Consider the following 5,320-nt stretch of genomic DNA (forward strand, 5'->3'; position numbering starts at 1 on the left):
GCCGCCCCCAACCGGTGGGCGTACATCACCTCCGGAACCGTCAACCACCGGTCCACCAGGCGAAGAGCTCCAGGCTCTGCTCCTTGGTGCGGCCCACCACGGCCGCCCCGTAGTTGCGCTCCGGATCCTCGGGATAGTCCAGCCCGATCTGCAGCGTGTCCCCGCCGGTCACCCGGGGTCCACCTGCACCGGCGCCACGACCGGGTTGCCGCCGGGCCGCTCCACGTAGAAGCCCGAGACCCTGGACCAGTACTCGATCCGGATGCCGCGCAGGGTCTCCACCAGCTCGGCGGGAGCCGTCGCGAAGAACGCGCTGCTGCCGGCGATCAGCGTCTCACCGCCCTCGTCCGGGGCCTCCAGGCACTCCAGCCCGATGTAGCGGACCGGGTGTGCGTTCAGGATCGCGTCGACGTGCATCGGTATGGCACCGGTCCGGAACTGCGAGTTGTCGGTCCCCCGGCCGCTGCTCCTGGACGAGCTGGGTGCCGAACCGGTACGACACCGCCGTGCCGAGCGGCGCCATGATGTCCTCCAGGGACAGCCCGTCCGGGCCGTCGGGTTCCAGGACGACGAAGCCGTGACGCCGCAGCTTCTCCAGATACGGTGAGGGCGCGCTGCGGCCGCAGCGCGCGTCGGCGGCCGAGCGCCGCATGTCGGTGGTCGTGAGGTCCATGGTCCTGTCTCCTCGCAGGTCGGTGACGGGGCGCCGGCGCGGCTCAGCCGGCGCCGATCAGCTCCGCCCGGGCGTAGCCGGCCGCGGCCGTGCCGAACTGGAGCGTCGCGTGGGAGCTCGCGGTGTGCAGGTCGCGCCACAACCGCTGCAGGACCGAACCGGTGCTGTGTCCGGCGGTGCCGGAGGCCCGCATGAGGCGGTCCACCGCGCGCACCAGCAGCTCGGCGGCGAGGGCACAGTCCCGCTGGTGGCGCGCCACGTCCGAGCGGGTCACGGCCGGCGCGGTGTCGACGACCCGCGCGACGCGGTCGAGGAGCAGTTCGGCCGCGTCGATCTCGCCGGAGCTGCGCGCGAACACATCCGCGAGGTGGGCGACCACCGGGTCGTACACATCCGCCCGCCCCCGCAGTTTCGCGCCGGTCAGCCGCCGCCAGTACCGCAGCGCGCCGTGGGCGGCGCCGAGCATCGGCAGGCAGAACAGGAAGGTGTTCACGGCCGGCAGCGGTACCGGCCGGCCGTCCGGCCCCGGCCGCGGGGCGTCCGTCTCGGTGAGGAGGCCGGCGGGGAAGGTCATCGGGTCCGGGACGAAGACCTGCTCGGCGACCACCGTGTGGCTGCCGGTGGCCTGCATCCCGACGTCGTCCCAGGTCCGTTCGACGAGGACCGAGGCGCGCGGCACCAGGCAGACCCGCTGCCCGGGACCGCCCTCCCCCCGCACGGCGGCGACCAGGAGGATCCAGTCGGCCCGCTCCGAGGAGGACACCGCCGGCCAGGCCCCGGACAGCAGCCAGCCGCCCGCCACCGCGGTGGCGGTGCCCCGGGGCGTCACGCCGCCGGCGATGAGCACGTCGGGCCCGCCCGCCCACAGCTGCCGCTGCCCGGCCGGCGGCAGGTGGTTCGCCGCGCGGGTCATCAGCCCGGCCACCACCGCGCACCAGGCCGTCGCCGGGCACTCCGCGCCGATGACCACGGCCGCCTGCTTCAGTTCCGCGAACGTCCCGCCGGAGCCGCCGAGCGATGCCGGCACGAAATGACGGGCGGCACCGGCGGCGACGAGCGCTGCGATGACATCGGCGTCGGGCGTGCGGGCGGCCTCCGCCTTCCCGGCCCGCCGCCCCGCCAGTTCGGCGATGCCCCGGGCCTGCTCCACCAGCGTCGAGAATCCGGTCGCCGTCACGCCGGCCTCACCTCCCGACCGCGTGCCGCGAGAGGATCTCCGCGGCCAGCCGCGCGACGGTCACCGGCTCGCCGAAGATCCTGGCGACGGCGAACTCCACATCGAACTCCTCCTCCAGGACGGACAGCAGCCGGACCATGACCAGCGAGCCGACCCCCGCGCCGATGAGGTCCGCCTCGTACTCGTCGGGCCCGATCCCGTAGCCCTGCCGACGCAGCTGTTCGACGATCGCGTCGATCACCTCTGGTTCGCTCACTGCCATCCGCCTTCGATCTCGTCCTGTACGTGCCGCAGGTTCTGCGCCGCGAACACGTCGAAGTGCCCACCGCTCAGCGCGACGGTGCGCACCGCCGGCGCCCATTCCCGCCAGGCGTCCGGGTCCGGTTCGGCCGGCCCGTCACTCGCGCGGAACTGGACGACCGGTACCCCTACCGGGGCCGGCCGCCAGTCGCGCAGCAGCAGCTTGTTCTGCCGGTACACCTCGAACCTCCGGCGCAGCACCGGGTCGGTGTGCACGTCCTGCTCCGAGACCACGACACCGCCCGCCTGCCGGATGTCGTCGACGAACCCGGACACCATCGCCGCGTCGAAGTCCTCGCAGTGGCGTGCCGCCGCCGACACCGGGGTGTCGAGCACGACGACCCGGCTGACCGGGTACGCCGCCGCCCGCGCCGCCTCCACGGCGAGCGCGCCGCCGAACGACCAGCCGACCAGGACGCACGGCACCTTTGGGCCGTCGAACCGCCCCGCCAGGTGGCGCAGGCACAGGTCCGCCGCGAAGGCCATGCCGGCATCCGCGGAGACGGGCGTATCGAAAGGCCGGTCGAAGCCGAGCACATGGACGTCGAGGTCGCCCGGCAGGTTCCGGATCAGCCCGGCGTAGCAGGCGACACCTCCGCCGACGGGCGGGAAGAAGACCACCCTGCCGCGCGGATTCGCCACCGCTCGCGGGGCGAAGCTCCACACCGCCTCGCTCCGCGGCCCGCGTCCGGCCGCGCACAGCCGCGCCAGCCCGGCCACCGTCGGATCGGCGAGGAACTGCCCGAACGCGATGTCGTACCCGAACCTGCTGCGCACCAGCGACAGCAGCCGGATCGAGTCGAGGGAGCTGCCACCGGCCTCGAAGAACCCTTCCGTTCCCGGCGCCCGGCCGAGGATCTCGGTCCAGCAGGCCGCCACCTCCTGGGCGTGCGGCCCCCGGGCCGGACCGGCGGCCCCGGCCGGCGCCGCAGGCGGCGTCGCAGGCGGCGTCGCCGCCGTGCGCAGCCGGCGGTGGTCGACCTTGCCGTTGGCGGTCAGCGGGATCTCGTCGAGGTCGACGAGCGCGTACGGGACCATGTACGACGGCAGTTCCTCGCGCAGAGCGGCGATGCTGCGCTCACGCCAGTCGGCGGGGGCGCCGGCGGCGAGCGTGACATAGGCGAGGACACCGCCGCCGTCCGGCGGGACGCACGCGGCGCTCCGGCGCACGTGGTCCATGGCGTTCAGCAGTGACTCGATCTCGCCCAGCTCGACCCGGTAGCCGTTGACCTTGACCTGGCTGTCGATGCGGCCCAGCAGCTCGACGACACCGTCCGGGCCGCGGCGCCCGCGGTCGCCGGTACGGTAGATCCAGCCGTGCTCCGGGTCGTCGAAGAACGCCTCCGCGGTCCGCTCCGGATCGTTCAGGTACCCGTGCGCGACACCGCGGCCCGCGATGTGGATCTCACCGATGTGCCAGTCCCGGCACACACCGCCCCGCTCGTCCAGCACCAGGATGTCCTGCCCGGCCAGCGGCCTGCCGTACGGGATCGACCGGCCGGTGCGGTCGGCCGGCGTGATCCGGTGGTAGATCGACCAGATCGACCCCTCGGTCGCGCCGCCCAGACTGATCACCTCCGCCCCGGCCGACAGCCGCTCCAGCGCGGCGGGCAGGTCCAGCGGGATCCAGTCCCCGCTGAGCATGTAGGAGCGGATCGACGGAAGGGCACCGCCCTCCTCCGCGAGCAGCGCGGCCAGCGCCGGCGCCGAGTTCCAGACGGTCACCGAGTGCTCGGTGACCATCCTCGTCCACACCGACGGGGTACGGGCGGTGTCCTCCGGCAGCATGACCACCGCGGCGCCCACGAGCAGCGGCCCGAAGATGTCGTACACCGACAGGTCGAAGCCGATCGAGGACACCGACAGCACGCTGTCGGCGGGCCCCAGCTTGATCAGGGCGTTGATCTCGTCGATGGTGTTCAGCACCGCGTCGTGCCCGATGACCACGCCCTTCGGCTCGCCCGTCGACCCGGACGTGAAAATCACGTAGGCGGTGTCGGGCGCGCCGCGGTCCGGCAGCCGGCGCTCCCTGGGGGCCTTCGCCGGCACGGCCACCGTCCGCACCCCGCGCCGCCGCCACGCGTCGGCGGCGTGCCCTGCGTCCCCGGTCACCGCGAAACCCAGCCGGGCCTGACGGGTGATCCGGTCGAGCCGGCCCGGGGGCAGTCCCCAGTCCAGCGGGACGTACACACAGCCGGCGAGCAACGCGCCGAGGATCGCCACGACCTGGCCGCGACCGCGCGGCAGGTGGACCGCGACGTGGTCGCCGACGGCGGCACCGGCGGCCACCAGGCGCCGCGCGACCTCGGCGGCGGCGTCGGCCAGAGCCGCGTAGGTCAGCACCCCCTCCTCGTCCCGGACCGCCGGCGCGTCGGGCGTCTGCCCGACGGTCGCCAGCACCCGCTGCTGCAACGTCGCCCGCCGGCCCTCCACGGGGCGGACCCGGGCGGCGGCCGGCCGGGCACGCCCGGCCGGCACGGTCCAGTCGCCCCGTCGGCCGCCAGCCGCTCGACCTCACGGGCGTACTGCTCGACGAAGTCGTCGGGGAAGCCTTCGTCGAAGGCGTCGGTGCGCCAGTCGAAACCCAGACGGACGGTGCCGTCGCGGTCCACGACGACCTGATGGTCCAACAGGACCTGCGGCACGCGCAGTTGCGCGGCATCCCAGTCCCGCCGCAGACCGAGCGCCGCCTCCCGCGGCGTGTCGACCTCGGTCGCGGTGAACGCGAACGGGTACAGCAGCCGGCGCCGGTCGGCGGCCGGACCGGCCAGACGGGTGATCTCGGGCCCGCTGAGCGAGGAACGCAGCGACAGTTCCAGCACGCGGCCCTGCACCTCCCGCGCGAGCGAGACGAAGTCGCGCCCCTCGGCCGCCGGCATCGCCACCGGGAAGGAGGCGCCGTGGTTGCCCAGCCGGCCGTGACCGGCCTGCGGGTCCTGCTGCGAACGCACCAGGGTGAGGGTGTGCGGCCGGCCGCCGCCGACGGCGCCCAACAGCATCCGTAACACCGTCAGCAGCACCATCGGAACGGTCAGGCCGTGCCGCTTGGCCTGCTCGGTGATCGTCTCCGCGGTAGGCCGCTCCAGGTGCAGCATCCGGTGCGCCACGCACCGGCCCGCGTGCCGCCAGTCCGGCCGCAGCGGCGCCTCGGCGGCCTCCGGCAGCGCCGG

Annotated in this window: 7 protein-coding genes; 1 reads left to right on the plus strand and 6 read right to left on the minus strand. The window is 74.3% G+C overall.

What is annotated here, in order from left to right:
* Nucleotides 1-40: 40 nt before the first annotated feature.
* Nucleotides 41-172: a hypothetical protein gene (locus Srubr_RS41550; RefSeq protein WP_268987392.1), complete on the minus strand. Its 132-nt coding sequence runs from the start codon at nt 170-172 to the stop codon at nt 41-43.
* Nucleotides 169-417 (minus strand): TauD/TfdA family dioxygenase, encoded by a 249-nt coding sequence (locus tag Srubr_RS41240; protein WP_230426684.1) that lies wholly within the window; start codon nt 415-417, stop codon nt 169-171. Before Srubr_RS41240 ends, Srubr_RS41550 begins: the two co-directional genes overlap by 4 nt.
* A 4-nt stretch (nt 418-421) precedes the next feature.
* Between Srubr_RS41240 and Srubr_RS41245 the strand changes: the two genes are divergently transcribed.
* A complete protein-coding gene (locus tag Srubr_RS41245; RefSeq protein WP_230426685.1) occupies nt 422-607 on the plus strand; it encodes a hypothetical protein in 186 nt (61 codons plus the stop codon).
* 109 nt (nt 608-716) lie between these two features.
* Here the strand turns inward: Srubr_RS41245 and Srubr_RS40070 are convergent, their stop codons facing one another.
* The 4 genes from Srubr_RS40070 to Srubr_RS41250 form a co-directional block, all read right to left on the minus strand.
* Complete coding sequence (locus tag Srubr_RS40070) at nt 717-1,850, minus strand: acyl-CoA dehydrogenase family protein (protein ID WP_189999928.1); 1,134 nt, start codon at nt 1,848-1,850, stop codon at nt 717-719.
* Between the two features lie 7 nt (nt 1,851-1,857).
* Nucleotides 1,858-2,106 (minus strand): acyl carrier protein, encoded by a 249-nt coding sequence (locus Srubr_RS40075; protein WP_189999927.1) that lies wholly within the window; start codon nt 2,104-2,106, stop codon nt 1,858-1,860.
* A complete protein-coding gene (locus tag Srubr_RS40080) occupies nt 2,103-4,583 on the minus strand; it encodes an amino acid adenylation domain-containing protein (RefSeq protein ID WP_308445544.1) in 2,481 nt (826 codons plus the stop codon). Before Srubr_RS40080 ends, Srubr_RS40075 begins: the two co-directional genes overlap by 4 nt.
* A partial coding sequence (locus tag Srubr_RS41250) for a condensation domain-containing protein (RefSeq protein ID WP_230426686.1) occupies nt 4,487-5,320 on the minus strand: 834 nt, incomplete at its 5' end. The genes Srubr_RS41250 and Srubr_RS40080, both read right to left, overlap by 97 nt.

It is taken from the genome of Streptomyces rubradiris (assembly GCF_016860525.1).
GTDB classification, from domain to species: Bacteria; Actinomycetota; Actinomycetes; order Streptomycetales; family Streptomycetaceae; genus Streptomyces; species Streptomyces rubradiris.